Source organism: Aminobacter anthyllidis, assembly GCF_018555685.1.
Taxonomy (GTDB): Bacteria; Pseudomonadota; Alphaproteobacteria; order Rhizobiales; family Rhizobiaceae; genus Aminobacter; species Aminobacter anthyllidis.
In genome coordinates this window covers 1-25,718 of the sequence record NZ_JAFLWW010000019.1, presented here as the reverse complement: position 1 = coordinate 25,718, position 25,718 = coordinate 1, and the positions used below count along the sequence as shown (strand labels likewise).

General features: G+C 57.5%; 28 protein-coding genes and 1 pseudogene. 10 read left to right on the top strand and 19 right to left on the bottom strand.

Translation table 11 applies throughout. The annotated features are described in order from the left end of the window. Window positions 1-105 precede the first annotated feature (105 nt). Window positions 106-399, top strand: a complete 294-nt coding sequence (locus J1C56_RS32240; protein ID WP_214393991.1) for a DUF1236 domain-containing protein — start codon at window positions 106-108, stop codon at window positions 397-399. Window positions 400-912: 513 nt separating this feature from the next. Further along, window positions 913-1,176 (top strand): hypothetical protein, encoded by a 264-nt coding sequence (locus J1C56_RS32235; RefSeq protein WP_214393990.1) that lies wholly within the window; start codon window positions 913-915, stop codon window positions 1,174-1,176. A 531-nt stretch (window positions 1,177-1,707) separates the two neighbouring features. Here the strand turns inward: J1C56_RS32235 and J1C56_RS32230 are convergent. Next, on the bottom strand, window positions 1,708-1,956 hold the full coding sequence (locus tag J1C56_RS32230; protein WP_214393989.1) for a DUF982 domain-containing protein: 249 nt from the start codon (window positions 1,954-1,956) through the stop codon (window positions 1,708-1,710). A gap of 182 nt (window positions 1,957-2,138) precedes the next feature. Between J1C56_RS32230 and J1C56_RS33250 the strand changes: the two genes are divergently transcribed. Continuing rightward, window positions 2,139-2,474: a DUF982 domain-containing protein gene (locus J1C56_RS33250; protein WP_214393988.1), complete on the top strand. Its 336-nt coding sequence runs from the start codon at window positions 2,139-2,141 to the stop codon at window positions 2,472-2,474. Between the two features lie 183 nt (window positions 2,475-2,657). Here the strand turns inward: J1C56_RS33250 and J1C56_RS32220 are convergent, their stop codons facing one another. The 5 genes from J1C56_RS32220 to J1C56_RS32200 all read right to left on the bottom strand — a co-directional run bounded on the left by J1C56_RS32220 (window position 2,658) and on the right by J1C56_RS32200 (window position 8,040). Then, window positions 2,658-3,746: a sensor histidine kinase gene (locus tag J1C56_RS32220; protein ID WP_214393987.1), complete on the bottom strand. Its 1,089-nt coding sequence runs from the start codon at window positions 3,744-3,746 to the stop codon at window positions 2,658-2,660. 184 nt (window positions 3,747-3,930) lie between these two features. After that, window positions 3,931-5,577: an OmpA family protein gene (locus tag J1C56_RS32215; RefSeq protein WP_214393986.1), complete on the bottom strand. Its 1,647-nt coding sequence runs from the start codon at window positions 5,575-5,577 to the stop codon at window positions 3,931-3,933. Window positions 5,578-5,927: 350 nt separating this feature from the next. Beyond that, window positions 5,928-6,602: a DUF1236 domain-containing protein gene (locus J1C56_RS32210; RefSeq protein WP_214393985.1), complete on the bottom strand. Its 675-nt coding sequence runs from the start codon at window positions 6,600-6,602 to the stop codon at window positions 5,928-5,930. A 367-nt stretch (window positions 6,603-6,969) separates the two neighbouring features. Next, a complete protein-coding gene (locus J1C56_RS32205; RefSeq protein ID WP_214393984.1) occupies window positions 6,970-7,479 on the bottom strand; it encodes an Hsp20/alpha crystallin family protein in 510 nt (169 codons plus the stop codon). Between the two features lie 93 nt (window positions 7,480-7,572). Next, window positions 7,573-8,040: an Hsp20 family protein gene (locus J1C56_RS32200; protein WP_214393983.1), complete on the bottom strand. Its 468-nt coding sequence runs from the start codon at window positions 8,038-8,040 to the stop codon at window positions 7,573-7,575. Window positions 8,041-8,283: 243 nt separating this feature from the next. Between J1C56_RS32200 and J1C56_RS32195 the strand changes: the two genes are divergently transcribed. Further along, entirely contained in the window at window positions 8,284-8,535 is a 252-nt protein-coding gene (locus J1C56_RS32195) for a hypothetical protein (protein ID WP_214393982.1), read from the top strand. Here the strand turns inward: J1C56_RS32195 and J1C56_RS32190 are convergent. After that, window positions 8,529-8,771 (bottom strand): usg protein, encoded by a 243-nt coding sequence (locus J1C56_RS32190; protein ID WP_214394004.1) that lies wholly within the window; start codon window positions 8,769-8,771, stop codon window positions 8,529-8,531. The genes J1C56_RS32195 and J1C56_RS32190 overlap by 7 nt on opposite strands. A gap of 267 nt (window positions 8,772-9,038) precedes the next feature. Between J1C56_RS32190 and groES the strand changes: the two genes are divergently transcribed. The 4 genes from groES (at window position 9,039) to J1C56_RS32170 (ending at window position 11,627) form a co-directional block, all read left to right on the top strand. Continuing rightward, window positions 9,039-9,353: a co-chaperone GroES gene (groES, locus tag J1C56_RS32185; protein ID WP_214393981.1), complete on the top strand. Its 315-nt coding sequence runs from the start codon at window positions 9,039-9,041 to the stop codon at window positions 9,351-9,353. Window positions 9,354-9,387: 34 nt separating this feature from the next. After that, a complete protein-coding gene (gene groL, locus J1C56_RS32180; RefSeq protein WP_214393980.1) occupies window positions 9,388-11,016 on the top strand; it encodes a chaperonin GroEL in 1,629 nt (542 codons plus the stop codon). A 60-nt stretch (window positions 11,017-11,076) separates the two neighbouring features. Further along, window positions 11,077-11,298, top strand: a complete 222-nt coding sequence (locus J1C56_RS32175; RefSeq protein ID WP_214393979.1) for a hypothetical protein — start codon at window positions 11,077-11,079, stop codon at window positions 11,296-11,298. Window positions 11,299-11,366: 68 nt separating this feature from the next. Next, window positions 11,367-11,627 carry a hypothetical protein gene (locus J1C56_RS32170; protein WP_214393978.1) on the top strand — a complete coding sequence of 87 codons (261 nt, stop codon included), beginning with the start codon at window positions 11,367-11,369 and terminating at the stop codon, window positions 11,625-11,627. Here J1C56_RS32170 and J1C56_RS32165 read toward each other — a convergent pair. The 4 genes and pseudogenes from J1C56_RS32165 to J1C56_RS32150 form a co-directional block, all read right to left on the bottom strand. Then, window positions 11,624-12,354, bottom strand: a pseudogene (locus tag J1C56_RS32165) (YihY/virulence factor BrkB family protein). The gene J1C56_RS32170 and the pseudogene J1C56_RS32165 sit on opposite strands and share 4 nt — an antisense overlap. A 214-nt stretch (window positions 12,355-12,568) precedes the next feature. After that, on the bottom strand, window positions 12,569-13,135 hold the full coding sequence (locus tag J1C56_RS32160; RefSeq protein ID WP_214393977.1) for a recombinase family protein: 567 nt from the start codon (window positions 13,133-13,135) through the stop codon (window positions 12,569-12,571). Between the two features lie 513 nt (window positions 13,136-13,648). Next, on the bottom strand, window positions 13,649-14,647 hold the full coding sequence (locus J1C56_RS32155; protein ID WP_214393976.1) for a L,D-transpeptidase family protein: 999 nt from the start codon (window positions 14,645-14,647) through the stop codon (window positions 13,649-13,651). A 443-nt stretch (window positions 14,648-15,090) separates the two neighbouring features. Further along, entirely contained in the window at window positions 15,091-15,495 is a 405-nt protein-coding gene (locus J1C56_RS32150) for a terminase small subunit-like protein (RefSeq protein WP_214393975.1), read from the bottom strand. A 577-nt stretch (window positions 15,496-16,072) separates the two neighbouring features. On the opposite strand from J1C56_RS32150, the gene J1C56_RS32145 reads away from it, so the two are divergent. Further along, the gene (locus J1C56_RS32145) at window positions 16,073-16,375 is read left to right on the top strand and encodes a DUF982 domain-containing protein (protein ID WP_214393141.1); all 303 of its coding nucleotides are present in this window, start codon (window positions 16,073-16,075) and stop codon (window positions 16,373-16,375) included. Window positions 16,376-16,391: 16 nt separating this feature from the next. After that, entirely contained in the window at window positions 16,392-16,676 is a 285-nt protein-coding gene (locus J1C56_RS32140) for a DUF982 domain-containing protein (RefSeq protein ID WP_214393140.1), read from the top strand. Window positions 16,677-16,928: 252 nt separating this feature from the next. Here the strand turns inward: J1C56_RS32140 and J1C56_RS33870 are convergent, their stop codons facing one another. From J1C56_RS33870 to J1C56_RS32105, 8 genes are all read right to left on the bottom strand, one after another. After that, window positions 16,929-17,348: a DUF982 domain-containing protein gene (locus tag J1C56_RS33870; RefSeq protein ID WP_214393974.1), complete on the bottom strand. Its 420-nt coding sequence runs from the start codon at window positions 17,346-17,348 to the stop codon at window positions 16,929-16,931. 202 nt (window positions 17,349-17,550) lie between these two features. Then, window positions 17,551-17,754: a CsbD family protein gene (locus tag J1C56_RS32130; protein ID WP_214393973.1), complete on the bottom strand. Its 204-nt coding sequence runs from the start codon at window positions 17,752-17,754 to the stop codon at window positions 17,551-17,553. A gap of 250 nt (window positions 17,755-18,004) precedes the next feature. Beyond that, on the bottom strand, window positions 18,005-18,712 hold the full coding sequence (locus J1C56_RS32125) for a DUF421 domain-containing protein (RefSeq protein WP_214393972.1): 708 nt from the start codon (window positions 18,710-18,712) through the stop codon (window positions 18,005-18,007). A gap of 134 nt (window positions 18,713-18,846) precedes the next feature. Next, window positions 18,847-19,272, bottom strand: a complete 426-nt coding sequence (locus J1C56_RS32120; protein ID WP_214393971.1) for a CHRD domain-containing protein — start codon at window positions 19,270-19,272, stop codon at window positions 18,847-18,849. A 611-nt stretch (window positions 19,273-19,883) separates the two neighbouring features. After that, complete coding sequence (locus J1C56_RS32115; RefSeq protein WP_214393970.1) at window positions 19,884-20,243, bottom strand: response regulator; 360 nt, start codon at window positions 20,241-20,243, stop codon at window positions 19,884-19,886. 5 nt (window positions 20,244-20,248) lie between these two features. Continuing rightward, window positions 20,249-23,530: a PAS domain S-box protein gene (locus tag J1C56_RS32110; protein ID WP_214393969.1), complete on the bottom strand. Its 3,282-nt coding sequence runs from the start codon at window positions 23,528-23,530 to the stop codon at window positions 20,249-20,251. A 444-nt stretch (window positions 23,531-23,974) separates the two neighbouring features. After that, a complete protein-coding gene (locus J1C56_RS33575; RefSeq protein WP_338001548.1) occupies window positions 23,975-24,115 on the bottom strand; it encodes a hypothetical protein in 141 nt (46 codons plus the stop codon). Between the two features lie 150 nt (window positions 24,116-24,265). After that, a complete protein-coding gene (locus J1C56_RS32105) occupies window positions 24,266-24,874 on the bottom strand; it encodes a cysteine hydrolase family protein (protein ID WP_338001547.1) in 609 nt (202 codons plus the stop codon). Window positions 24,875-25,718: the final 844 nt, after the last annotated feature.

Genomic DNA, 25,718 nt, shown 5'->3' with positions numbered 1-25,718 from the left:
CATTTAGTTCCATAGAGCGCCCGGGCGCGGCACGCCTGCGCCACCAAGCACGGAACCGTTTCGGCCCATACCGGTTGTTACACATCAACTCAGGAGGTTGTTGAGATGTTTTTCCGAAGCACACTTGCCGTCGCCATCCTGCTCGCAGGTACCGTATTCACGGCTGCCCAGACTGTGATCGTGACCCCCGAAGAGGAAGTCGTTGTCCGGGAATACGTGAAAGCCAATCCGGTGGTCGTCGAACGTCCATCCAACTTTGAACTGGTGCTAGGAGCGATCATTCCTGATATCCTCAAGCCAGGCGCGCTTGCCGACAACAAGTATCAGTATGTTGTAATGGACGGTCGTACCGTTCTCATTGACCCGCAGACTCGCAAGGTCGTGTACATCATGGACTGACTGGCGAGAGCCCTGATGCAGAAACAGTGCACCAGGGCTTCTGCCAACATCAGGGCTTCTGCCAAGTCGTTTCCTTCCGCGGGCTGTTCATTGGCGCCATGGCTGCCGGTAAACTACTGTTGCCAAAGCGGTGAAACGTTTCCACAGCTCGGCGCTCGTCGGCGGCGATATTTTCCGTCGCATGATCGTGGTGGTGCTGGCCCCTTCGGTGGAAGTATTGGCTCAGCGGGATAGAGGGCGGCCAAAGACCGGCTACTCCGATGGTTCCGTCCCTCCCTTGCCGAGCCCTTGCGTGCAAGACGCCTCGCATTGGTCATTGGATCGATTCTTCGGCTTAAACACCATACTCAGCGATTGAAGCCGCCGGCGTGCGCTGTCGCCGTACGTGCTGTTGCATCGATCTGGTTGCAGAGGAAGATTTGAACCTCGACCGATGGGCTGGCGAGCAGCCTGCTCCGTAGACAGGAACCTTACGCGACACCGCATGTTATCTCAGGAAAGTGGGAGCAAACGATGCCGTACAAACTTGAAATCGCAGCTCGCAAGCCAGCGCGAAACTACCGCGACCCCAATGACAACGTCTCTGGTAAGGCCGCAGAAAACAGGAGTTCTGCGGCCAAGGACGGCAGCACCGAGCCAGTTGATGAGACCAACGAAAAGATGCGTCGCTCAGGTGGCAAAAATGTGCCGATTCCCGGGCCGTCAAGTTTTGCGTCGCCCGGCGGCAGCGAGCAGCCTGGCTACCGGATGAAACGGGCCCGCTTTTGGCAATCTTGACGCTTGGATCGACCGGTCCATGATGTCCAGCCCGTGCTTCCACTCCAGCTTTGCCCTAAATGGGACTGCCAGGATGTGAAGCATCGCCATTCCGGCCAGAATCTGAGCAAACGCAGGAGCGGTCACCGATTTGCCACCTGCTGTGGAGTTGCGCCGCCACTGTCTTAAACGCCAGGACATGACTTGTTTCCCAGACCGCCACCTGATTACGCGCTCGGCCCGCATACGCCTCGTTAGTCCTGACCTTCAACACGCGTGAGTCGGCCAGCATGGTTCCTGGAATCGCCATCCGCACGGTGGCGACAAGGTCCTTCGTTGCTTTCCGGAATGGTAAACCGATCGGCAAACCATGACAGGGCGCATGCCTTGTCGCGGTTCCATCGAAAGGTTAGTCGTCGTTTGGACATCCATGGGGTCGGCCATCTGAATCATCCTCATTGTAATCGCGCGCGGCCCTCGTTTCGCGGCTGAGGACGTTCATAAACCTGGAACGGCCAAGACAGGGAAAGGTTCATGAGGCCCAAATGCATCTCACTCGTTCATCTTCGCTTCGGCCAGAATGCCTGCTTCACGGCAAAACATCTCAAACACCTCGCGGGCCTCATAAGGATCGATCGAACCCGCGGCTGCTGATTGAACGCTGTTTGAGGCGAGATAGAAGAAGGGCCCTCGCCTATTTGGCGGCCATGCGGCGAGGAATTCGAGCGCTTCCGCAAGGGAACTGATAACGCAGATCGCGAGATCGCTCTCCTTCACCCAGATATGTGGCCTGAATTCCATCAAACCCAACGCGCGTAATAAGATTTTGGTTGCGTCATTAGGCCTCCCAGATCGAACGGGTTTTGAACGGGCGCGCGGCCCTTGGAGTTGGCGGCTGGTGTACAACGCAAAGCCCACGTCATTGGCGATCCCGCGGCAGCGGTGAAATCAATGTGCGCACCTCGATCCTGGATTGATGGATCGTGATCGTTGCTTACGAAATTTTCACGCCACTGCGGCACCCTGTGGGCACTACATTGCGATCGAAGCGCGTACGGATGGCGACAGGTGAGTTCAGCAGACATGTTGTAGTTGCCCTCGGGCTGGCCGGGACAATGCGTGTCGTGTCGACGGTGATAGAGGCGAGCGAGTGTCTTGTCGACGAATTCTGGCCGGACGACGTTAGCTCACCTTACAGCGAGGCGTTGCATATCTGCCTGCTCGCGATACGAGGGAAACGGTCTACCGAAGCCGCGCGCCTGGCGTTTATTGCTGCTGCACGCGATTCCGATATTCTGATTATCGGCGGCCAGCAGTAAGCGCAACTGGCCGGTGTTCCTGCCCGCTCTCGGCTCTCTGCCCGTAGCACACTCGAGTTGACAAAGCTGGCCGGGCGAACTCCGACGGTTCTCATTGCGGTCCGATAGTTCGCGTTTTAGGCGGGTGCTAAAGTTCCACGACCAGCAAGCTCCAATCGTCATTTATTCGATGACGCCCCTCAGTTACGAGGACGCACCAGCAGCCGACCGTTTGAAAATGATGGACACCCTGGTTCCCTCGGTGGGACTTGAGCTGACGTCGAATTCCGCCTTGGCGTTCTCAGTCAGCGAGTGCGCTATCAGCGCCCCCAGCTTACCATGCTTGGGCCAGCTCTCCCCTTCAGGTAGGCCGACCCCGTCGTCCGCAACCACGACCCTGCAACCACCACCGTCGACGATGCTGTGTAGCGTTATTGTGCCACCTTCACGGCCGCGGAATGCATGTTTGAGTGCATTGGTCAGCAACTCGTTTACCACCAGCCCTGTCGGCATGGCGACGTTAATCGAGACCGGATAAGTATCCACCTTCATGTCGAGGCGAATACCCTCGACCGCATGCGAGGTCATCACCGCTGACGCGATCTGGCTGAGATAGACGCCGAGATCGACCTCATCCTTCTGCTCGTCAGCGGACAGCGTCTGGTAGAGGATCGCGAGCGCGTTTACACGTCCTGCCAGTCTCTCGAAACGCTTCTGATCCGGCTCGGTCGCATTTCGGGTTTCCAGACGGATCAGCGCAGTGATCATCTGCAAATTGTTCTTCACACGGTGCTGCAACTCGCGCAACAACGTGTCCTTTTCGCGCACGCGCTCGTCGACCGAGCGCGGATCCTCAGTCTCGCCATGAGCCGACACGTCGACAAGCGCCACCAGCCGAAAGCAGATATTGCCGTTGTCGTCCTCGATAAGATTGGAATAGACGTCGACAAGCGCCTGCTTATCCTCGTCGCGCTCCAGCCGGAAGGTGCCAACGAAATCGGTTTCCTCGATCACGGCCTCCGCCAGTGGCCGGTCCTTTTGCTGTTGCAGGCCAACGCCGGAAAGTGCGGACCAGTTTTGCCGCGTGAGACCGTCCGCCGTCAGGCCCGAGAGTTTTTCAAATTCCGGATTGGCATAGACGACGCGCTCCTTTGCCTTCAGCTCCGAGACCGCTATGGCAATCGGCACCTGGTCGAGGAATTTCTTGAATTGTTCGCTTTCCAGCGCAGTGGCAAGGTCAGGTGTATCGAGCAGTTGCTCGACAGCCTCGGCTTTATCTGTATCGGATGTCATCTGCGGCGCCTGTGCTGGAAAATGGGCGACATCAATACCAGCGATACGTTACTCCCGCTATGGCCAGCGGCAAGGCCACCCGATCAGGATTAGGAGGCCTGATGTCGCGAACGGCAGGACCATTGTGAAATACAGGCCCTCCGGTTGAACCCGCGGCTCTTCGTCAAGCCGCGGGTATATGGGCTTATTTAGCTGCTGCCACTGGCGCCACCAGCGGCGTGATGCGACGGACAGCAACGCGCCGATTTTGGCGGTTGGCTTCCTCGGTGTTCACCTTGAGATATTGCTCACCATACCCCTGTGGCACCAAGTTCTCCGGCGGGATTGCGAAGCTGTTCGTGAGCGCCTCAGCGACCGCTTCCGCGCGCCTGTCCGATAGGGCCAGGTTATCGAGGTCGGAACCTACGGCATCTGTGTGGCCTTCGATGAGGAAGGTTTCCGCCGGATTCTTCTCAAGCAGCCTTTCCATCGCCTTCGCAACACCTTCCAGCTTGACGACCTCGCTCTGGGGGATTTCCGCGGAACCAAACTCGAACGTCAGGGTGTCCAGATCGACGCGGCGGGCAATGTCACGGACACGAGCTGAGCGCTTCACCTCGTCGATCGAATAGAGCCTTTGCACTCGCTCTATCGGTGGTTTTTCAAGGAACTCATAATAGGCGTCCGCGTCCTCGACATTCGCTGCCACCAGGATGTATTCGGTGACCGGGATGGTTAGGTGGATTGGTCCTAAGTCAAGACCCGGATCACGCCATTCCCCGACCTGATCGTAATTGAGCTCATCGACGTAAACGAGCACGTATTCACGGCCATCTGGCGTGATCCGGGAGCGGCGTATGACGTCGCCATATCGGCTACGGATAGTAACAATCTGCGTCCCGTTCTCGCGCACGATCGTTTCGCGCGTCCGTCCGCGTGGCAGATCCTCATAGTAGACCTCGCGCGCGCCCCGGATCATACGCGGCCGGTCGTTGCTCTCGACGATCACCTGATTATTGATCTGGATGATGATGCGGTCGCCAATCTCCCGCACGACATCGACGCCTTCTGGCCGTTCGCGGCGGCGCATATCTTGGTCGGGCGCTCGCTCGACACGAGTGCCCTTTTCGACGGTAACGGGTTGGATTTCTGCCGGCTGCGCGCCTTCGGTGGCGGCGGCGTCGGTTGCGGGCGGCGGAGCCTGATCCAGCGGTGGGGCCGGCTGAGCTGCCTTGTCCCCAGCCTGCCCCGGTTGGCTACTGCCTTCTGTCGCTGGGGCTTCCTTTTGGCTATCAAGGACCGGTGCTGCATTCGGATCAGCGGGCTTTTCGCCCGATTGAGATTGGTCTCCAGCCGGCTGCACAGGTTCGGTGGCCGGGGTCTCCGGAACTGGTGGCTCAGCGGCAGGCTGCTCAGCTGGTGGCTGATCCGACGGAGCCGGCGCTGGTACCGCCGCAGGGGCCTCTGGAGCTGGTTGCTCAGCGGCAGGCTGTTCGGCCGGCGGCTGATCAGACGGCACCGGCACCGGCGCGGGTTCGGCAGCAGGCGCCTCAGGTGCTGGCTTATCAGCAGCCGGAGCTTCGGGCGACGGCGTTACCGGCGCTTCAGGCGCCGGGGGTGCCTCCGGCACCGGGGCGGGCACCTGTTCAGCTGGAGCCCCTTGCCGCAGGCGCAGTGCACACGCTTCCGTCGTCTCGCCCTCGAGACAATCGGCTTGAACCAGCATATCCTGTGTTCTCATCAAGTTCGGCGAGGCTGCAAACTCGTTGCTAATCGACATAGCACCCGATTGCGAAGATGCCATCAGCAAGCTGAGTGCAGTGCCCGCCCAAATCCTTGGGTGGAATTTCATGATCAATCTCCAGCAACAATAGGTCCCATCCGTGCCGTAACATCTGTCAGACGCGTTTGTTCCGCTGGGCCGCATAGGCATTCTTAATCGCATTACTCTCTTTCAACGCCATTCCACCGAATCTTAAGCCGCGGCCTAGCAGGCGCAGTGGTCTCCCACGAAACCGCGGAAGGCGCGCTGCATTGGCCGATTTCTAGGAAGATCGCGGCGTTCGCAGGCTGGTCAAGCGAAAGCCTTTCGCCAATTTGCTCCCGGTAGCTTGCAAAAATCGAGCCTGATTGAGAGTCCGCCCTGCTTACCTTTTAATGCATCTTGAAGAAATGGGGCCGCCAATGGCGGCCCCATGACCACTATCTCACAATGTAGACAATCTGACGGGACTTAGCGTCCACTAGTACCGGCTGTCCGTTCACATACACATACCGATACTCGTAGTCGGGGATTTCTCGAAGCTCCACCGTCTCGGGCAGGCCTGCGCCGACCACCACTTCACCGTCTAGATAGATGGGGTCGATCTTGTTTGTGGTGACATAGGTCCGCACCTTCTCCGGCGGATCAATAACGGTGCCCGCTGCACCTCCGGCCACAACACCTGCTGCGCCGCCCACTGCAGCGCCTACAGGCCCGGCAATCAGTGCGCCTGCTACGGCTCCCGTTACGCCGCCCGCGACTGCCCCTGCATCCCCGCCGCCCTTGTCGGCCGGCTCGACAACTTTGACTGAGTCAGCAGGACGTTCCGTCAAGATAACTCGGGTTCCGCCGAAGTCCCCGGTCAGGTAATCGGAGTAAACCCAGCCTTCCCCATTGGCGGTTGCCACCGAGCACCACTTGCCGCTTTTGAGGCAGCCATTGAGGGTTGTCGACTGCCCTGCCCCGATCACGCCTATCACAGGGTGTTGGGGGCCCGGGCCAGCTCTGACATTTAGATCCGTTGTTGCCGACACACTTGTCTGGGCGATTGAAATTCCCGAAAGCGCCAGTTGCATGGCCGCAGCAGCAGCGGTAATTGCGAAAATACTTTTCATTTCAATTCTCCATTCGACGTCCCTTCCGCAAGAACGGAACCGGCTGACTTCCGTTCCGCAGAAATAAGAGCACCACCGAAAAGACGCGAGCCCAAAGACCACAGTGCCTCGCGAAGGCGTCCGCCGTTCGAACACCAGTTGAGGGCCGCCGCGAGCCGAGGTCATGACGAAACGGCCAGGCCGGAAAATGCGCACCGAAATTTGCCACTTCGTGGCGGCCGATTGGCGGGTAACATCATCGGAAGCTACGCGTTCGCCGTCCGCCCGCAATTCAACACTATTCGGTTTGTATCCTCGTTCGTGTCGGCGGCTCCGTCCAGCTGAAGGATGCCGGCCGGGGCCTTGGGCACCCGACCGGCCAGTCAGCTTACTTGGTGGTATTGATTGCGATGCGCTTGGCGCTGGCCTGCGCCTTTTCCGTCTTGGGCAGCGTGACGGTGAGGATGCCGTTCTTGAATCCGGCCTCAACCTTGTCCTCATCAACTTCGCGGCCAAGAGCAAGGCGCCGCTCGAAACGCCCGTAATAGCGTTCGCTGAACTGACGATCCTTGTCTTCGGTTTCCGATTTCTTCTCGCCGCGAAGTGTGAGAACACCGTCTTCAAGAAGAACCTCGACATAGTTCGCGTCAAGCCCGGGCATTTCCGCGACCACCCGGATTTCCTTGTCGTTCTCCGAGAATTCGACGCTTGGCCAGGTGCCATTGCGAGGCTTCATGCGCCCAAGAACCGACGGTGTGTCAAAGTCCCGGAACACCTCGTCAAACAGCCGATTGACGTTGCGATGCAGCGACATGAACGGATCCATGTCCTCACTGCGATTGATCGCCGGGGCCTGGTTGTTGCCACGGTTCCATGGGATCAGGTCACGTACACTCATTGCCTTTTTCTCCGTTTTCTTTGTTGTCCTTTCTCGTTAGGTCGCGACGACACCCCGTCCCAGATGGGGGCGCGCTGGACGGTTCAGTTAAGATCATGCCGCTACATTGCCTTCGATCCGCTTGGATGCAGACTTCTTGTCAGCGTCGGCGTTAATCGCGATCCGTCGCGGCTTCATCTCCTCGGGAATTTCCTTCTTGAGGTCGATGATCAGCAGGCCGTGCTCGAGCTTGGCACCGATGACACTGACATGGTCGGCGAGTTCGAAACGTCGGTCAAAGGTCCTCATCGCCAGTCCATGGTGGAGATACAAAACCTCGCCATTTTCTGTCTTCGAGCCGTTGATGACGAGCAGGTTCGGCTCATGCGTGATCGAAAGCTCGTCTTCTGCGAACCCAGCTACCGCAAGAGCGATGCGATAGGTGTCTTCACCGACCTTGACGATGTCATAGGGCGGCCAATTGTCGGCCTGCGGTGAACTGGATTTCTCAAGCAGATCGAAGATCCGGTCGAAGCCTATGCTCGACCTGTAGAAGGGGGAGAAGTCCATATTTGTTCTCATAGCTACATCCTCCTTGGAGCAACATAGGTACGAGGAGCGCCAAGAAGCCCGGCGCTCCCTGACCGTGTCGGCCCTTTACAGCGGCCGACGAATAATGAGTTGGGAAGCGATTTACGCTACGTCAAGGGGGATCAATCGGTCCGACATTTTGACGGCTTGGTGGTGTATTCACAGACCGGAGCCGCTGGAAAGCGCTCGGTCCAATCCCCATCTATTCCGCTGGCAAATCCATGGAGGCAAGCGATGACCATGACGCGGGAAGACGTTGTCTCGGTCCTCGGGCCGGTGGACGATACGATGATTGCACAAGTGATCCTGTCCGGTGCTTCGCTCGAGGAACTCAGGGAGGCGTGGGGTTGGGCTTTCGGCGACGACGCGTTGATGGGGCAAGGCCGCCCTCTGCCCGGAACGCGGGTTGCGGCACTGATTGACTTGATTGAACCCGACGATGACGAGATAGAGGGCCCGGCTGTACCGGGCCCGGGTGCTCACTGAATCGTAAATACCCCATCCACTGCCTGCCACTCGGCAGGTTTGATTAGGCGGTGGTGGGCAACGCGCACGGAATGCAGCGCGCCTTCAAGTTCCTGTTCCCAGTAGCTCAGGAAACCTCTCAGCGTTGGGAATTCCGGTGCGAGGTCGTATTCCTGCCAGACATAAAGTTGCAACAAACGTGGGTAATCAGGAAGGTGATAATGGATTTCCGCGGTCGTGAGGCCGTAACCCTCCATCTGCAACCGGAACAAAAATTTGGAGAATTCGAACAAAATTTCAAGTCCCGAAATCACGTTGCCGGGGCGAATAGCGGCATGAATCCAGCGCGCTAACACTGTGCAAGGTCGAGTGCTAAAATTTTCTCCTCAACCTCTTGAAACTGGAAAAATCCTCACCCAGATCGATAGCGCGCGATGCCGGAAAGGGTCGCGCACCCGCGCCGGCACCGCTTCGGATGCGGCGCGGAGGAACCTCAAAATCTGTTTGTCCATGAGGAGAACGACATGACGTTCCGTCCATTGCACGACCGTATCCTGGTCCGCCGCATCGAGGCCGAGGAAAAAACGGCGGGCGGCATCATCATCCCCGACACCGCCAAGGAAAAGCCGCAGGAAGGCGAGGTCATCGCCGTTGGTCCGGGCACCCGCGACGACAGCGGCCAGTGGCTGTCGCTCGACGTCAAGGTTGGCGACCGCATCCTGTTCGGCAAATGGTCCGGCACCGAGATCAGGCTCGATGGAGAGGATCTCCTGATCATGAAGGAGTCCGACGTTATGGGCGTGATCGATGCCGCGGTCCAGGCGAAGAAGGCCGCTTAGGTCGCACCTGCCGTTTTGAGAAGGAGCAAGAAAAATGGCTGCTAAGGAAGTCAAATTCCATACCGAAGCCCGCGAGAAGATGCTGCGCGGTGTCGACATTCTCGCCAACGCGGTGAAGGTCACGCTCGGTCCCAAGGGCCGCAACGTGGTGATCGACAAGTCGTTCGGCGCCCCTCGCATCACCAAGGACGGCGTCACCGTCGCCAAGGAGATCGAGTTGGAGGACAAATTCGAGAACATGGGCGCGCAAATGGTGCGCGAGGTCGCGTCCAAGACCAGCGACATCGCCGGCGACGGGACCACAACGGCGACAGTGCTTGCCCAGGCGATTGTCAAGGAAGGTGCCAAAGCTGTCGCTTCCGGCATGAACCCGATGGACCTGAAGCGTGGCATCGACAAGGCGGTCGACGCCGTGGTCGCGGAACTCAAGGTCAATGCTCGCAAGGTCACCAGAAACGACGAGATCGCCCAGGTCGGAACCATCTCGGCCAATGGTGACGCCGAAATTGGCCGTTTCCTCGCCGAGGCGATGCAGAAAGTCGGCAACGAGGGTGTCATCACCGTCGAGGAGGCAAAAACCGCCGAAACCGAACTCGAAGTCGTCGAAGGCATGCAGTTCGATCGCGGTTATCTGTCCCCCTATTTCGTCACCAACCAGGACAAGATGCGCGTCGAGTTGGAAGAGCCTTATGTCCTGATTCACGAAAAGAAGCTGTCCAACCTGCAAGCTTTGCTGCCGGTGCTCGAGGCAGTCGTCCAGTCCGGCAAGCCGCTGCTGATCATCGCAGAGGACGTCGAGGGCGAGGCGTTGGCTACACTTGTCGTCAACAAGTTGCGAGGCGGCCTCAAGGTCGTTGCCGTCAAGGCGCCTGGCTTCGGTGATCGCCGCAAGGCGATGCTGGAAGACATTGCCATTCTGACCGGCGGCACGGCGATCTCGGAAGATCTCGGCATCAAACTCGAGAATGTGACGCTGAACATGCTGGGCCGCGCCAAGAAGGTGGTCGTCGAGAAGGAAAGCACTACCATCGTTGACGGCTCCGGCTCCAGGACCGAGATCCAGGAGCGAGTTGCCCAGATCAAGGCTCAGATCGAGGAGACCACCTCGGACTATGATCGTGAGAAGCTGCAGGAACGCCTTGCCAAGCTCGCCGGGGGCGTCGCCGTCATTCGCGTCGGCGGCTCGACCGAGGTCGAGGTGAAGGAGCGCAAGGATCGCGTCGATGACGCGATGCATGCCACCCGCGCGGCAGTTGAAGAAGGTGTGTTGCCCGGCGGCGGCGTTGCCTTGCTGCGCGCGGTAAAGGCGCTCGACAATGTCCAGGCCGAAAATCCCGACCAGAAACACGGCGTCGAGATCGTGCGGCGCGCCCTCGAAGCGCCAGTGCGACAGATCGCGGAAAACGCCGGCGCCGAAGGCTCAATCATCGTTGGCAAGCTGCGCGACAAGGCCGAGTTCGGCTATGGCTGGAACGCACAAACCAACGAGTTTGGCGACCTCTACACACAGGGCGTCATCGATCCGGTGAAGGTGGTGCGCACCGCACTTCAGGACGCTGCGTCCGTCGCTGGCTTGCTGGTCACCACCGAGGCGATGGTGGCCGAGAAGCCGAAGAAGGACACGCCGCTACCGGTAATGCCCGGCGGTGGCATGGACTTCTAAGAGATAGATAGGCCGTGTCCGTGTCTATCCGGGCGCGGGCACGGCCCCACGGGTAATGCCATGGATACGATCAACATCAACAAGATTGCGCCGCCGCAACGTGCGGCGTCCGAACTGAGTTATGAGGCCGATCTGAAAACCGTGCTGGAGCCGGTGCTGACCGAGGTGCTCGACATGACTGAATCCGCAGGCTGGGACCGACGGAAGGCAGCGTACGCGGTGATGTTCTTGGCGGCGCGGCAGCTGTCTGACGGAAAAGCGAACCCGAAAACGAATGTTTGACGGGGTCGCAAACTGAAACTGAGGTCCGCCGGCAAAAAGAGGAACCTAGCGTTTTTGGGGTCGAAAAAATGACCATGCGTTTGTCGATTCATCTTGCTGCGCTTTCGGAGTCCTTTTTTCGTTCTGGTGCCTGCGCCCGCATTGGCGGCCGCCCGTCTACCTTCATCAGCGCGAGCGCCGGGGGGCGCGGCTCCCTGATGTCAGTCGTCAACATCGCGGTCACCTCCGGCTCCTCCTCCCAGACGAATCCGCCTTACAATCATGCCTTCTTCCGGCGGTGGAACATCGCCTCGCCGTTCGAAGCGCTCCAACCAGGCCGCTCATGCTAAGATGACTGGCGTAATGCGAGCCCCAGCCGCCTGATCCTGATAGCCCGATTGATCTCGCCGCCAAATATTAGGACCAGCGCTGCCAAATAGAGAAAGTACAAAGCCGCGATCACCCCCGCGATCCCGGCATAATAGCTCGCATAGTTCCCAAAACTCGTCAGGTACCAGGAGAAGGCAATCGCCAACACCAACCAGACCAATACGGTAAACAGCACACCGGGCCACATGTTTGAAAATCGTGTTCGACGCGCTGGAAGACGAACAGCGCGATCATCAAAATAAAGGCCGCGGAGGGATATCGAACAATTTCGAAGATGGAAAAGGCAGGCTGGATTCCAGGAAAAAAGCGATGAGCAATGAGACCAACAAGGGGAGCCGCTACCAGGAGAAAGGCGACGATGACGAAAGTCAGTCCGCCTCCGAGCACAACCAACACCTGAGTGACGAAGACGGCCAGCATGGAGCGGTCCTCTTTGACGTCGTAGGCGCGGTTGAGCCCGACCCGGATGCTGTCGACCCCGCCTACGGCAAACCATACCGTCAGCAAGATACCGATACTGGCAACTCCGCCGCGCTTGTCTGTTAAAACAGCGCGAACTTCTGCAACCAAGGTGTCTACCAAGGGCGCTGGGACGATAGCGATCAAGAACTCGATCAGCCGACTTGCCATCGTTTGATCGCCAACGAAAGCCGTCAGCGAACTGATAAAAATCAAGAACGGAAACATTGCTAACACACTGCGAAACGCGATGTTTCCTGCCAGCGACATCGCCTCGTCGTTCCAAAGGCGAAGTGTAGCTTCACGCAGAACGGCCCACCCTGCCCGCAAACCATGGCCGCTCAGCAATGCGCTCGCGTCTTCGCTCAGAACTCCATCGCGCTTGGGGCTCTTCGAGCTATCGGCCGTCGTTTTCATCGTCCCAGCCTCAATACAGCTAGCTCTATCCCTCGAGTGTGGGCGACTGATGGGGTGGAAGGTGCTGAAGGAGCACCGGCACCGTCACGCCAAGGCGAACAGCGACTTCAGCCATCGTTAAGTTGTGGGATTTCAAAAGCTTGGTGGCCAGGAATATGTCAGCTTCAGACAGAACGCGGTTGGCCCTGCTCTTTCTAGTCCCCGACAAAGTCGAACGTATCTCTGATCGCTCACTGCTGATCGACCGTTCAAGTTCGGCCAGCGCGCTAAATATGCGAAACACCTGTTTTCCATTTGACGAGGTCGTATCGATGCCCTCCGTAAGTGACTTCAAACCCACGCCCTTTTTATTAAGCAGTTCTACCGTCTCGAGGAGATGCCTCGTCGATTGTGCCAAGCGATCGAGTTTCCAAACGCACAGGACATCGCCAGCTTGGATTTCCAGAAGCACGGTTCTGAGCTTCGGCCGCTTCCGTCGTCCGCCAGAACCAGTTTCAACGTGGATTTTTTCACACCCAGCCTTGGCCAACGCGTCGTGCTGCAGCAAGGATTGCTCATCGCCAGACGAAACACGTGCGTAGCCGATAAGCATAAGGCACCTCCTCAAACTCAGACATGTGTTTCAAAGAGGTCATTTCAAGAGAGGCCGCTGGTCATCCATCAGGGTTCGAGGCATTGCAACGCTTGGCAATATGTGCCGCCATTCTTGAGCGCGTGATCGTAATTGCGATTGCGGGGAGCAGCGTTCGGCCACCACGCCCTACAACTGGCTTTGTCAACCTTGAAACCGGCCGTTAGGAGACTGGGGAACCGTCTGGCGGATCAATTCTCCAGCAGAAAGAGTCGGGCTTGATGCCGCCCTATGTCCCAACGGATTTAACCATTGCGCGATCTTTCGGCCTCAGAATCAAGTGAGGGTGGCAAGAGGAGGGATTGGCGATAATCCCTCTCGGCAAGCCTATGGAGCAAATGTTGGGGGGGTGCGCTCTGCTTGCTAGCGATTGGTTGCGTGATTGTGCTCTGGCCGTTCCTGTCAGCCATCTTGTGTGCCAAACTACGACACAGGAGAGTAGACAACATGAATCTGCATAAAGTGCGGTGTTGCCTACTTAGGCTTGTCGCCAGCGGCCGCCATTTCGTCCTTGAATCCAACTTTCGTGCTCTTTTGCACCATAGAGGCGAGGTCTTCGGCGTCCCAGTTAGTCAGCCTGATGCAGCCATGCGAGAAGGTTTTTCCGATCTTGCCGGGTTCGGGCGTGCCATGAATGCCGTAGCTTTCGATAGAAAGATCGATCCAGATGGATCCCACCGGATTGTTCGGTCCGGCAGCAATAGTGAAGGGTCGCTTGGTGTTGACGCCCTTGAAAGCGAAATCGGGCTTGTAGTGATAGGTCGGATTTCGCACCACGCGTTTCACCTCTGCCTGGCCACTCGGCGCCGGCTTGTCGTCGCTGCCAATCGAGGCAGGGTAGACTGCAAGCGCTTTACCGGAAGCATCGAGAACGCGGACCACGCGAGCCCCCTTGTCGACCTCAATCTGGGCAATGGCGGCGGGAGGATCGCCCCGGCCAATATCAGGGACGAGCAACTTCGTGCCGCCCTTAGTGAGGCCGATGCTTGGGTTGAGCCTTCGGAACAGTTGTTCGCTGATATGGAAGCGCTCCGCCAGCTTCTCGGCCGCATCGCGATAGCCGAGCCTCGACAGGCGGGACATCCGTTCCAGACGAGCCGGGATTCGCTTGGTAAAAGGTCCGCGCAGATCCTTGCGCGTCAGCTCATAGGTGACCAGGGCTGGGCTCGAGGAGGTTGCCAACAGCCTGTCCCAGGTCTCCCTAGTGAGCTTGCCATCGGCCGGGAATCCGTTCGCCGTCTGGAAGGCCCTGACCGCACTGGCGAAGTTCTCTCCGGGGCGGCCGTCGATCAGGCCCGGCGAAAAGCGCGCACGATCCAAAAGAATTTGCGCCTTCAGGATCGCTAAGCTGAAACCTCTTGGTCCGTCGGACGTGAATTGAGCCTGGTCAACAGCGGTCACGTCCAGCCTGGCCGCTTGTGCCCCGCCACAAGCGAGGAGGAACGCCGCGGCGACAACAAGGAGCCTGATCATCGCTTTCACTCCGGACGGGAACTGCCTTTATGACGCGGCACGGCCTATTTGGTTCCGTTCCTCGGCCCAAGGCGTTTCTGGTTCCTCATGGCCGGGATGGCTGGATTGTCTCCGAGCTGCCGGAATGTACTGGCGAAGTATGCCGCCCGCAGACGGGGGCGTCTTGTAGATCCTGTATTCGACCGCGCCGTCATGAAGGTGCTCTCGACGAACTGGAGGCCAATGCCGCCCGGATTGCCGCTGCGCAAGATGCGCGGGAACCAGCCCTTGTACTTGTCCAAAACGAAGGAAGATCAAAAACTCGCATCCCCCGTACGGGAACGAGGCTGCGACTTCGCTCAGTTGCCACGACAATGAACGCCGCGCCCTGCTTTGCCGCTGACATTCAGGACTGGGACCAGGATCAGGTTATCCGGATCGTTGGCGTTCGTGATCTTCTCGCCCTACTTCATCGGCTGAAGCTTGCCGGCCATCCACTTGCGGGCATCAACACGAAGCTTGGACCGCTGGATATGCTCTGCGATCAAAGCCTCGTAATCCGTGGCGTCGGCATTCTTCTTGGAAATCGTTCGTGCCGTCGTCCGCGATGTCGAGGATGTCGTCGAACAGGGCGTTGGCCTGGGCCTCGCGTGCGTGCTCGTGCAGCGGAACGCTTCGTCGGCAGCAAGCCACCGGAACACAGTCGACTTGTTCGGCCATGACTCATCGATGCAGAGCGAGCGGTGGCTTTGCCCATCTCCAATACCTTTGTCATTTCGGATGGTCTTCATGTGAGTTTGTCTCGCCGTTTTAAGCAGTCGATTGGCTGACGGGAACTGTTGGGGCTGCCGACGGTTGATTCCAGTCATCTCAAGGAGATGTTCAGATGGGTAACAACACAGGCATGTATGCTACGTTGATTGCCGTGGCTTTCGCGGTGGTAGCCATGTTTATGATCGGGGTACTGGACCGGGTGCGAGATCCTGGGCCCTTCCCAGACGTTTCCCAGGAAGTGACCGGCCAATGAAAGACCCGAAGAACGTGTAGTGAGCCCGCCACCTTCTTTGAGGGCGATAAGAGCTTTCTGTCACGCGGCGGGATGGCGTTTGATCGTTTCGCAAGCCTTGCGCCACGCAGCAAACGTTTCACTAGCCAGGCAGACTGATTTGGCCTCAGCTACTGGTAGATCGGCCCTTTGAGACGAGCAAGGGCTGCGTGCGAGGTTCTCAATCGGATTTACTCTTCTGGTCTGCAGCAGTCCGAGCACGACTAACTGATCGTTCCACGCGCGATCGTTTCTCATGAATTACCCTACCTTGCGTGGTGAATTTTCATCAAGCTGATCTTGAATCGGGAAATTTGCCGACACATATCAATTGCGGGTCGCTGCCGCTGTCGGCATCGGCCTATTCAAAACGCAAACTTTCGTTCGACTTGGAGGATCTGATGAGCGATCGGATGTTCGACAGCCCTGTTTTCGTGAGGTCCGGAAACAGCTTAATCGAGGAAATAGCCTGCCTGGAGGACGCCCTCGAATTTCTCTACGAATGGCCCAAGAACCGGCGCGGCACGATTTACGAGACGGCTCTTCGCGCTTGTCAGCGAGCTATTGATAGCGATTACCCGCTACGCGCCGCAAGGCAGGCATTCTGCGGTTTCGCCCAATCGGCCAACATTCTCGAAGAGATCAGCATTCCGCTGCCATGGATGACAGACGGAAAGGCTGGCGCCAGTGGTCTCGGTACATAAGCGGAGGGCTCGCGCGATGCTCGCACAATTTTTCGAAAAGCCCATCCGTGTTTGGGTAGGCCTTGGTTTTCCTCGCCAACTCAATACCGTCGTTGATGCTTACCAGTTCGCGATGGAATGGTGCGGAAACAGCCCGGAGCAACGAGCGGCGATTAGGGCCTGCAAAGCTGCATTGTCTGGAGATGTGGACGCCGAGACAGCCAGAGGTGTCTTCACCGCCTTTGCTCGCAAGAAGGACATCCTGGTACTGGATGGCGAGATGCCGCCGGAGAGCGGTGATACTCGATCTGTCCACGCTTGATTGATTGTCACAGAGGGCGGCGGACTGGCTGCCGCCCTCGCCCGTGTATCCAGCTACACTCGACGGGTGGCTAAAGGATGCCCCGTGATAAAATCGCGCGAGACCCATCCATCGCCAGGATCGTAAACGGCCATCCCAACATCGACGACCTCCTGCCCTGGGCCTACGTCGACCAGGAACCGCCTGAGAACAGCGCTCACTATTCAATGCAGCGCCTTCAAGATCCTGGCCTCTCGCAATAATGAAGCACGATCAATGCCAACCATTTCGATTAGTTTTCGCGCCTGAGCCTCGGTGATACCCGTTTCTCCCGTGCCAGGAAACGGGTAAGAAAGTCGTCTTGCTCACGATCGCGCCGTTTCTCATGGGCGTGTAGGACGACTTGGGCTGCTCTACCGAACGGAGCGATGGGGCGTCTCCATCGCGCTGAACGTTGAAGCCAGCCTCATGCGCGGCTGCCAAAAATGCGCGGCGGGCATTTTCAACATCGTCCGCGTTAGACAGTGAGCCAGTGCAGGCCTGCAGCGCGTCCCGGTAGCTTGAGCCGTGCTCCTCGGGCCACTTCTCCTTCTCCATCATAAAGATGGTAGCGTCGGAAGCACCGCACAGCGTACGAGTATCGCCAGTTGACAACAGAACTGTCACTGGAATCCTGAAGAATGCATTGTGCATCGCGTCACCCGTGCCTGTCCAACTCAGCAAACGGCATGCGACGTCATTCGTTCCAGCTAATGCAGTTGTGTAATCAGGCGGCCGGAGGCTCACATGACTCCTGCATGTTATCCGGAGCTTACGTCCGATCGGCGTCGCGGTGATGGGCCGGCCTCGCCGTGCCGAAAAGGAAACCCCGCCTACGGCGGGGTTTTGTTCGAGATTACCAGTCCTGTCTGCTGTACCAGTCGTCAATGTCCCTCTTGGCGCGGTCCTTCTCAAGACCATAGCGTTCCTGGATTTTGCCTTCGAGTTGGTCTCGTTTCCCTGCGATCTGGTCGAGATCGTCGTCGGTAAGCTTACCCCACTGCTCCTTGATCTTACCCTTGAATTGCTTCCAATTGCCTTCGACCCGATTCCAATCCATGTGCGTTTCCTCCTGGGTTTGCGTCTATACAAACAACTCACAACGTAGGAATTAGTTCGAGCCGTCACCCGCCATATGTCAGAACGCGGCTGGGCGGAACGATAACTCGCTCCTAGAAGCGTCGGTCGACTGTCCGCGACCAAAATGACCTGCCGCTACCGGCTTCGGCAGGCAGTTGAGGGGGCTGCCATACTTTCCTGTGCCGCACTGCGGCAGCGCTTCGCGGGCCGCCTAATGTCAGCAGCGGCTGTTAAACAGCTTCGTGCCAGACGCTGCCGCTACAGTTCGGACAAGACTTCAGGATCTGGTCGGCAGAGCTCTCGGTCACGGTCGCGCATTGAGCGCACGCCAGCCGGACTTGTCGAGGCGACGTGTTGCCAGCATGTACCTTCCGTGGTTCGCTCACGTCCCAGGGAGGTTGGATGGAAAGCCCCGGCCGATTGGCATCAGTCTCGAACTTGAACACTGAAATCGCGCCATTTGTTTCCAAGTACGCGCCGCGAACTTGTCCCAAATGCGCGACATCCTTCAATCGCAGCTGTTCAAAAAGTTCGTCATGGCCAAAATTCAGGGCTTGAAGCGCCCGGTAGGCGATTACGCCATCGCGCACAACCTCGACGCTTTTTCCCTCGATCACATCTTCCAGGACCGGGTGCCGCGCCACAACATAGGCCAGCCCTTTGTCGAGCAGCACGACCAAGGTTATGACGATAAGGCCGTGGACCAGCGGCACATCGGGATAGAACATTGCGTCCCCGACAGCGGAGCCCAGCGCAATCACCAACAGGAATTCGACGAGCGATAGCTGTGCGATCGATCGACTTCCAATCCATCGGATAAGGATCAGCGTGTAGAGATAAATGAAGACTGTTCGGAAAGCTATTTCCAACAGGAACAGAGGCGGCTCATCGCCCAAAAGCATTCGACCCGCATCGAACGCAATGACGGGTTCGTTCATGTAGTCCCTCCACTGATCCCACGCGAATCTCGTGCCCGGATGCTCGGCGCGCCGGCAAGGTCGGCGACTGGAGCAATAGGCGGCACCGACCTTGTTTCAGCTGATCGTCAGCCCGGGCCCAATATGCTCGGAGACTACGGTGCCTTTTCCACCTGCCCCCTGATTTCCCCATCGGGGAACTTCTGGGTATGGATGTTCAGGTACCATTTACCCGCCTGCAGATCGGTCAGTTGCTGATCCGTTATGTCCGCCGTCCCACTAGCAACGGCAGCTGAAATGTCGACTACGGGATCTGCGTTTTCACCCGCTGCCGCAGGGCCGTGGAAATGCGCAGCTGTTGCGTCCCCGGTCAAACCGCTCGAGGTAACCGTCCATGATAGTTTCTTGGTAGTTGTATCCACCGTGACGTCTGCCGAGCCAGTCCCACTGCTGTCGACCGGCGGAACCTCGCTAGCGGCCTTCAGATCAGCCTTGAATTTCATAGTCTCTGCATACAGAGGGCTGCTCAAGAATGCCGTTCCCAGCGTCAATGCGACTGTAACTGTCTTGAAAGGCGACATAATTTCCTCCCTATGAGCGGCTCAGCCTTAGAGCTCGCTTGTTTGGTAGAAACGCGAAGCGCAGCGGGCAGTTCCGCTGTTTGTGTCTTGCAAGGGTTTTATGCTTTAGCCCTCGCTTGGTGGGTGGCAGAACATGTTGAAGCAGAGCGGTTCCGTCACGCGAGACGGGTGGCAACATCGCTTACCGTGAGGCTTTCGGATTTCAACAGCTGGTTGGACAAGAACAGATCAGCTTCAGAAACAGCTTTTGGTTTTGCTCTTGGCAGTACGCGAAGATGTTGACCGTATCGACGCTTGTTCGTTGGCGATCGACCTTGCAAGCTCGGACAGCCACTGTCTACGAGAGCCGGCTGGATCCAGGGAGGAAGTTTGATCACCTGTCTCAAGCACTGAAGCACGCGGTTAACGTTCGACTCCGCCGACAGCACCAAACCACGATCGTCACGCACTCAGGTTCCCAATAAGGCTGGGGAGAAATCAACTTTGTACATGACCACCTTCGCGCACAGGACAGAAGCAAATCACCGGGGTGAACGAGTGCACAGGTCCTATGCCACGATGGTGGCAGCTACCTGGGGCCTTATCAGATAACCGAGTCGAGGCATTCACGATCACCCACCTAGAAGGCGGAGCCGGCGCTCAAGCACCGGCGCGTCATAAGGTTTCGTCAATCGTGGGAGAGCACGAAACTTCTCCGGCATATCTGCTGGCGCGTACCCCGTGAGGAATAGAAACGGAATCCCTCGCGTCAACAGTTCGTCTGCCAAAGGATAAACCCATTGGCCGTTGAGGTTGACATCGAGTGTGGCCATGTCAAAAGTCAGCCTTCGAGATGCCTCTAGGGCTGTCTCCAAAGTTGAGAATGGTCCCAGTGGCACGAACCCCGCGGCTTGAAGATCGTCCACCAACAACATCGCCAGAAGATATTCATCTTCAACGACCAATACCCTTGAAGAATGTTCTGCTGTCATCACGCCTACTCGGTCAGGGGAAGCTCGATTGAGCATGTGAGACCTTTTTCCGCGAAATCGAGCCGTACCGAGCCGCCGAACTCACCGACAAGCACACGCTCCAAAAGCAAACGCCCAAAGCCATGCCGCTGTGGGCGCTTGACGCGGGGGCCATTTGCTTCGCGCCATTGAATCTGTAATTCAGGCGGTTTCTTAGTGACATGCCAGGTCACGCTCACTTCGCCATGTTGTGTCGAAAGGGCTCCGTATTTTGCCGCATTGGTGGCGAGTTCATGCATCGCCATTCCCAACGTCAACGCGCGCTTTGGCGTGAGCGTGATGTGTGGACCTGAAATTTCAAAATGACCGTCGCCATCTTCTCGGTACGGAGCCAACTCGTCGCGTACGATCGTCTCAAGCGAAACGCCGGCCCAGCTCGACTCCGCGAGCCTGGTGTGCGTTTGCCCAAGGGCGCGAATGCGGGCACCAAAAGAGCGTTGAGCTTCTTCAACGTCCGGGTTCGATGCGAACGACTGTCGAGCTATCGAATTCACCGTTGCAAGGGTGTTCTTAACCCGGTGACTCAACTCAGCAACCAAAAGGCTCAACTGCGCATCGGATGCCTTACGTTCGGTAACGTCCATGCAGACGCCTGCCAGTCGCCTATCGCCGCCGCTTTGTGAAGGAACGTGCCGGCCAAATGCCTCTACCCACCTTATGGTCTCATCGGGAATGCGGATGCGATATGACGCATGATAGTCTTGGTGGGTTTCGATGGAGGTACTAATTTGCTGCTCAACCGCAGCCAAATCATCGGGATGAATATCTCTTTTGAAGTCCTCGATTGTGCCACCGAATGCCCCCGGCTCTAGACCGTGAAGCCGTTCAAGCCCGGGTGACCAAATGACTTTCCCGGTTACGATGTCCCAATCCCAAGCTCCCATTCGCCCGGCGTCCAACGCCATCTGCAAGCGCCCTTCGCTTTCTCTCAGCGCGGCCTCGACTTGCTTGCGTTCTGTGATGTCAACGAACGCCGCAACGGCGCCCACGAGCTGTCCGTTTGTTTCGCGCAATGGAGTGGCATTGCCAAACAAGTGACGGGAAGTTCCGTCTGCAAAGCGAACTTCCGCTTCGAAATTTGCTACCTCCTCCCCGCGCGCTGCGCGCTGGACAGGTAACTCGTCGGCCTCCAACATCTTGCCCTCGGAATATACCTGGAAGTGCTCAGGGCGCTCATCGGGAGGGGCTGACAAGGAACTGTTAGAATTTGGAGGCAGGCGAAGTAGTTCAAACGAGCGTCGATTGCCGCTTATGACGCTACAGTCGCTCGTTCGGGCGATCCAAATCGCCGCGGGCACCGCTTCCATCAAAGTCTGTAACTCAGTGGCACGTGCCCGCTCCTTTGCTTCCTTCTCCCGCAATTCAGCCTGCGCCTGACGTCTGGCTTGATCGGACCGGATTTTTTGGATGCTAAAGCCCAATTGTCGGGAGATCGTCAGTGCAAGCTCGCTGTCGGCCACCGAAAATGCGTGAGGCTGGTCGTAATACGCCATAAACTTCCCGATCAGCTTTTTCCCCGCAAGCATCGGGATGAAACCTATGGCTCCGATCCCTTCATCGCGAACGGCAGTCCTGAGTTCTTCGGAAACGACCACCGCATTCAAGTCGTCAATGAAGATTGGGGCAGGATTTCTGGCTTCAGCTCTCCAAGGAGAATGCCCGTCGACGGCCGCCCGATAACGGTCGGAAAGACCTCGCCACGCCACAAAGCGCATTTTGTCAGTCTGGTCGAACAACAAAATCGAAGCCCTGCTGCAAACAAGCGCCGCTTGGATGGCATCTAGCGCCGCCGCGTACGCTTCTTCAATTCTTCGCGCTCGATGGAGACGTTCGGTAAGCCTATGGAGAGCAGCCTGCTGACGGGCTTGGTTGGAAAGTGCAGCTTCCGACCTTTTCCGTTCAGTTATGTCGCGAGCGATTTTGGACACGCCCACTATGCGGTGATCGCCATCGAGAATTGGGGAAACTGTCAGAGATACATCGACAGGCGTGCCGTCCTTGCGCAGCCGCTGGGTTTCATAGGGTTCAATCCGTTCGCCATTGCGAACTCGATCTAAGATTTCATTCTCTTCGCTCTTAAGATTTGAGGGGATTAAAACAACTATGGTCTTTCCGACGATTTCATCGGCTGAATAACCAAAAAGATTTTCGGCACCTTTATTCCAGCTTTTGATTATGTCTTGCGTGTCGGTACTGACTACCGCATCACTGGTGTTCTCAACGATAGAAGCCAAGTGCTCTATCGTCACCTCTGCCCTGCGGCGATCATCGGAATCGCGCTGGCTCGCGACCAAAAGCCGGGCATTGTCGATCGCAATTGCTGCGTGAGCTGCGATCGTCTGGACTATCTGTTCCGATTCTTGAGAAAATACGCCAGCCTTGTCATGGCCGAAAAACAGCCCCCCAAGGACCTCGCCTGAACGAGCTAAGACGGGAACGGCAAGGTAGCTCCGCACCGGAAGATGTCCCTTGGGCATACCGAAATGTGGCGCAGACTTGCCATACCGGGAGTCGAGTTGAATATCGTCGCTTCTCACCGTTCGCTCGCCGCTGAACGTTGGAGAAAACACAGCGGTGTTGCGCGGCATTCCAAATGTCTCGAACGCTGATCTCGGTGCGCCCGATAGCGTAAAGAGCTGAAAGCTTTCCCCGGCTTCGTCTATTACATTGTAAAAAAACGCACCAAACTTTGCGCCGCTTAGCCTCGTTGCAGAGTCAGTAACAAGTTGGACAATCTTGTCCAAAGGTATGTCGCTCGACAAACTTCGTACAATGCTGGCGAGATCCTCAATTCGCTCTGTTTTGGCATGCAATGCAGTCTCGACAGACTTTCGATCTGTAATGTCAAAAAGCACATTTACCGCACCAGTAATCGCTCCCTGCTCATCAAATATCGGAGTCGGAAACGGCAAGATCGACACGGCTCCGCCGTCGGGGCGCACCGCGATCAATTCCTCGCCGCGAATTGGTCGCTTTTGTTGGAGGGCCCGTGCCATCGGACATTCGTCGTGGGGCAGGATTGAACCGTCTGGGCGTCGTAGCTGCCAGCTTACGCACCAGTGATCTTCGCCAATATGTGGAATTCGGCCAGCCAGGCTTGCGGCAGCCGGATTGAAGTAGGTGACCATCCCATTGGCGTCTGTCGCGTAAATTGCAAGCGGTAGCTCGTCGAGCATCTCGCGGAAGCCTGGCCCAACCAGACTCCCATCAGGAGAAAACAGTTTGGAAAGAACGTCCGCACTAGTCATCGCACCCCCGGACTTTTGAGCTAAGAGGCCTTAGTGCACGCTAAGGAAGGCGTCGCCACGGTTCGACTGCCTCCGCAAACGCGTTCCATGAAGTGCTTCGGTCAGTACCATCGTCCTCGACCGTACCAACCGCCGCCTCCTACAAGCAGAACGATGAGGATGATTAGCAGGAGCGTCGTGATATCCATTTTGGTCCTCCCGGCCGAACAACATATCAACTTCCTAAAACGTCAACATGGCCTGCTTGTTCCGACGGTGGCGAAATCGATGGGTCCGAGCACGAAAGCTGCCCCGGCAAGCCGGTTGAGAGGCTGACAATATCCTGCGCTAGATAGGAAACCCGCCTTGGCGATGCTCATTCGCCTCAACTTACCAAGCACGGTCGACAAGGTGGGCTGGTGATGGAAAGTTGCTCTGTGGCTGTCACCTAATGGGTGGCCGCCTTTAGCCATAACCGAGACGGTGGCGACGGCCTCGGCAGAATGGTCTGACTTCTTCATCGGCCTTCGAGCTTCGCGTCCCGCTCTGGCGGTGAGGCGCGGAGACAGGCTTTGACTCCGGCGAGCCGTGGAACCGGAGGAAAATCGACAGCCGTCGTCAGGAATTCGCAACTGGCGGTCAAACAGGGCTCGTCGCAGACTGAGCGTGGTGACCATTCCTCATTGGAAGCGCTATCCCTGGCCAGCCAATGGATGACTAACGAGACTCAAAAGCCTTATGGACCACCGCCTCGTGTTAATGCCAACCCTCCAGAACTTGCTGGACCGTGGCCGCCTCGACCTGCTGGCTAAACCGTGAATGATATAGTTCCATGAGCGCATCATGGGTCTTGTCTGAAGAACTGCATAAGGCGTCCGTTACAAGGACAAGTCGAAACCCCCTGTCAATCGCACCGAGCACAGTCGCCAAGACGCATACGTCGGTTTCCCCGCCAGTGACAACGAGCGTGTCGATCTCCGAATCCTTCAGCAAGGCATCGAGCCGCCCTTCCGTCCAGGGCGAATAGACGTGCTTATCGAGAACCTTCGCCGGGGGTACAAGCCGTCTGAGGGGAGGCATCAACTCTACGAACTTGGGATCCATGTTTGCCAACGTAACTTCGGCCCATCGACGATAATAGCGCGCCCACATACCTGGTCCTTCCCCAGGCCGAGCGGCCGGAATGAAGCGCGTGAACAAGGTTCGCTGAGCGTGCCTGCCCGCCAGTTCTTCGATCGCCGGCAGCACCTTCTGCGCCCACGGTACAGCCCACGGACCACCTGGCGCGAACAGTTGCTGCATGTCGACGCACAGATGCAGGCAATTTCTGCCTAGCGGACCGTATATAAGCCCCTGAGCCGCCACGATCACCACACCCCATCGATCCGGCGTGAACGCCTTTCCTGAAGAAGTCCCTGTCGCGTCCTCATAATGCAGGGACAGTCCTCAGGTTCCTGATTGCGCTTGGGCTAAACGCGATCTGGTCGAACCGATTGGGCGCGACATGGCCCCCCCGATCATAGCGGCCACCACCAACAGCATTGCAACCGAGATGAAAACGAACCAACGCGGACAAGGGGAAGGACAAGTTCGGGATAGTCTGAAAAGCGATATCCCCGAGGGCCCATTACCAGAGTGTTGGGCCATAGGGGTCGGAAATAGCAGTCGGCGCCAATCGCGCTACCATTAGGACCGCTTCGGGCCGACTCCGAAGCCTTAGGCGAATACCACCGCGATGGGGGCGATGACAAGCACAGTCAGTACGTTGTTCAGGAATGTAGTTACGGCCATCGCCGAACCGATAATCCGGATCGGAGTTGAGTACGTATTAGAGCTTGCGAAACAAAAGAACCGCGGAACTGGAGAAGGGCCGCAGCGCTCGAGCGGCTTCCACTGCGTAGCCAGGCGTTTACGCGCCCTTGACCGGGCCCTGCGGGCCCTCAAAATGCACAGCGAACACCGCGGCACCTCACGTGTTGCAAAGCAATAAGGCCGGAATTCCTCGCGGCTTGTTCGACGAAGTGGACACGCTACTGTCGGCGGCGGAGACCCTGCTTGAGCTAATTGTCGCAAAATTGCGATACGGAGTCGGCCTTAAAGCAATGTGAAGTCAAAGCCTGGAACGATGCGGTTTGATCGTCGTTTAAGCGGTCGATGATAATCACAACCCGGTTGTGAACGAAATGCCGAATGATCCTTCTCATGTCTT